The 3,050-nt window shown below is 37.2% G+C and carries 4 protein-coding genes; 2 read left to right on the top strand and 2 right to left on the bottom strand.

Going from position 1 to position 3,050, the window contains the following annotated elements; genetic code table 11:
* Positions 1–918: hypothetical protein (locus ACZ9XP_RS17680; protein ID WP_465188933.1), on the top strand; the 918-nt coding region annotated here is incomplete at its 5' end.
* A gap of 8 nt (positions 919–926) precedes the next feature.
* Here ACZ9XP_RS17680 and ACZ9XP_RS17675 read toward each other — a convergent pair.
* Together ACZ9XP_RS17675 and ACZ9XP_RS17670 are read right to left on the bottom strand one after the other, a co-directional pair.
* Entirely contained in the window at positions 927–1,202 is a 276-nt protein-coding gene (locus ACZ9XP_RS17675) for an HTH domain-containing protein (protein ID WP_000125721.1), read from the bottom strand.
* 3 nt (positions 1,203–1,205) lie between these two features.
* Positions 1,206–2,072, bottom strand: a complete 867-nt coding sequence (locus tag ACZ9XP_RS17670) for a replication initiation protein (protein WP_394576466.1) — start codon at positions 2,070–2,072, stop codon at positions 1,206–1,208.
* A gap of 300 nt (positions 2,073–2,372) precedes the next feature.
* Between ACZ9XP_RS17670 and ACZ9XP_RS17665 the strand changes: the two genes are divergently transcribed.
* Positions 2,373–2,588, top strand: coding sequence for a hypothetical protein (locus tag ACZ9XP_RS17665; RefSeq protein WP_001171587.1), 216 nt, complete (start codon positions 2,373–2,375; stop codon positions 2,586–2,588).
* Positions 2,589–3,050 lie beyond the last annotated feature (462 nt).

The following is a 3,050-nucleotide window of genomic DNA, read 5'->3' as shown; positions in this document are numbered from 1 at the left end:
ATGGTAGGAAAACCAGATCTGCAGACGTTTATAGACAGAGTGCAGGCCGTAGGCATTGAACCGAGGTTCAATGTTGCCAGCACTGGCAACGTGGCGGGGGTTTCATTCAGTGTTGGAGATGTGGCATTCAAGGGATCTCAGTTGGGTAAAAAATACAGTTGGAACACTATAAAAAACAAGGTGATATATGACAAAAATAGAGATGATGAACTCGTTAGGAGCTTCTCAGCAAGAAAAGATGATGAACCAAATAGTATTAGACGATCACTTGCTGAACCAAATATCAATGACAGTGGAGCCGTTGACAGAATCGATGATGATATTATCCGAATCAGTCAGCACAGCATTAAATCAGACACAACAGACACTTACGAGAGTAAACAACTCGTTAGAAGCAACAACCACAGCTTTAAACTCAGCGAAAAATATAATAGACCAGCAAGCCATAAAGTTAGAAGAACAACACAAAAAGCTGCACAAATACTCAACAGAGTTAAAAAACAATACAATAAAGAACCAATCAAAACTTATAATAAAAATGGCCTCAATAGTTGGCGTGATAAATCTGATAGCAGTTCTATCAGTAGGATACTTGATCATGCAGAAACAGCCAACGCAGCCACGAATAACTTTAGACTCAAAGGCCGTGGCAACATCAATAGTAGAGCAACTAAGATCGAAGAGATAAGAGAAAGGTTAGGTATAAAAAAACCTATTATTCAGCCAAAGAATAAAGAAAAAATAGTTAAAGAAGAAATAAAGAAAAAGCCTTTAGGTTGGAGTATGAATGAAAATAGATTTAAATCGAAGTTAAAAGAAGCTCTTAAAAAAGAAAAACCAAAAAATGAAACAACACCAACACAACTACAGCAGGAAGACGATCAGCATTTAAAACCACGCGGTTTTAAACCAAGATAAAAGAGGCTTTAAGCCTCTTTTGTTGTTGGTGCGTCTATTTGTTGATAACGTTTATAAAGAGCTATAGCCCCGTGTTTTGTAGTTCCCAGCCTTTCCCCAACCTCTGACCATTTAAAGCCAGCTTCACGTAATACAAAGGCTTTTAATCTTCTTTGTTTTGCTTCTTTCTCATAGTCTTCACGAGGTAAAGCAATCAACTTTCTGACGGTTCTATCACTGATATTTAATCTTTGAGCCATTTCTTTTGCTGTTTTATTCCTTTTTACTGTATGTAATGCCGTCATATTTTACTCCTCGTTAATCATTATTGCTTTTTCTAAAAGTGTTTTTGTATGTAGCTTTTGTTTTTCTGTTCTTTTAGATCTTCTTGCTTTCTGTTTTTTACTCTGAATATCATGAAGTTTTTCGTTGCTAAACTCTTTCCAACAAAACTTAGCTATACTTTTTGCCGTTGATACAAGTTCTTTGTAAGGTAATAGATTATTATAGTTAGCAAAGCTATTGAATGTTTCGCATTTCAATAATAACTCTTTATAAAAAGCATCGAATGAGCTTTCATTCTTATATTTTAGCACATTTTTATAAGCCCATTGCCTTTGAATATCGAACATCTCAACATTACGACCAAAAGCAAGTTCTGTATTTTCTCGCTTTTTAGGGTCTTCTAAATCATCAAAACAATCAGCTAAATCATTAAGTTCGTATAAATCAGCACCAGACCAGAACGGCGACCAATGGCTATGCAGTGGGTTTTTAGTAATCAGTCCCGCATAGCCAAGATCAGCACCAAGACGAGTAGCCATATTGTAATATAATGCTCTGGCAAACTTGACAGGCTTCTGTCTGCTTTTCTCTGTTGATGAGATCGGAGCATTAAGCATATAACCGTAATGACATCTACCAGAGTCTGGTGATTTTGTTATAAAAGACGGGATGGGCAAATGAGCATTTTCAAACTCATAAAAGCAGTTTTCTTTGTCTAAATCAAATATCATTGTATGAAGATACAACGGGTGATTTACTTGTAAATAAAGCATATCTAAAGCTTTATTCTTATTTTGAATAGTCAATCCAAAATCAAGATCATTAGTAGCATATGGCTTTAAAGGTATTTGACTTTTTAATATCTCTCTGTTATTTTCTATATTGAACATTTAGCAGTATCCTTTCTGTAATGCCCCGTTCTCTCACTGTCGCCAAACTAATCAGAGAACGCGGGCTTTTCTTTTATTTATAATCTCTTACAGTTTTACTATACCAAAAAAACTTGTCAATAGATCCGTCAAAAAAAGTTGTTAAGTAGGAAGTCTACCAATATCAGGTATTAGACGGAGTTTTGGGGACACTACACCACAGCGAAGCACAGGCCGAAGGCTATGGCAGAGTAAGTCACACTGTAACGTATACTAAACGTCATATGCAGGATCTGGCTGTGCTGGATAGGAGAACATGAGATGCAGAAACCAAAGCGTAGACTCGGTTTTATGGTTGGTAAGAGCAATGCAACATTGCCACCAGATGACGAAACAGAAGCAGAGCTTGATCAGGAAGTCTTGAAGCTGTTTTATCCTAACCAAGAGACACAAGACACTATAGAACGCTCAGAAGCCGGTACAGACGTTTTCATGGCCTCCGGTTCTGATGACCTGTTCAAAAAACTGAAGCTGTAGGTGAAGCTGTAGGGCAGGGGAGAGATGGCCATCTTCACCACTTGAGAACAAACCGACCCGGAACGGTGAGAGAAGGCCAACCCTCGATGCAGTATATACTAATATATACTATAGTCTGTTGATTTTATGAGCATTTTAAACCCATAGACGCCAGCAACAGCAGAAAAGCAAGTTTTCTACTGTTCTGTCGCCGCCGATCAACCCCATCCCTTTGCATCTGGTGAAATCTGACTACCAAGATCACGAACTTTGTCAGATTTCACGTAGCAGCAGCATTTTTTACGCAAAGCTACCTATTACGCACAGCTACCCATCAAGACAATATATTATTTACCCTATTTTTTATTTGCATTTTATTTGTTGTGCAGGGTATTTATTTATGTAGCCGCTATATTGACAAACTTTTTAGATCGGTTATTTATTTAAATATAGGTTGACTTCAGCTTTATTTTTGTTTTTCGG

It is taken from the genome of Vogesella perlucida (assembly GCF_979366545.1).
The sequence above is the reverse complement of the archived record's forward strand: the minus strand, read 5'-3'. Positions and strand labels throughout refer to the sequence as shown.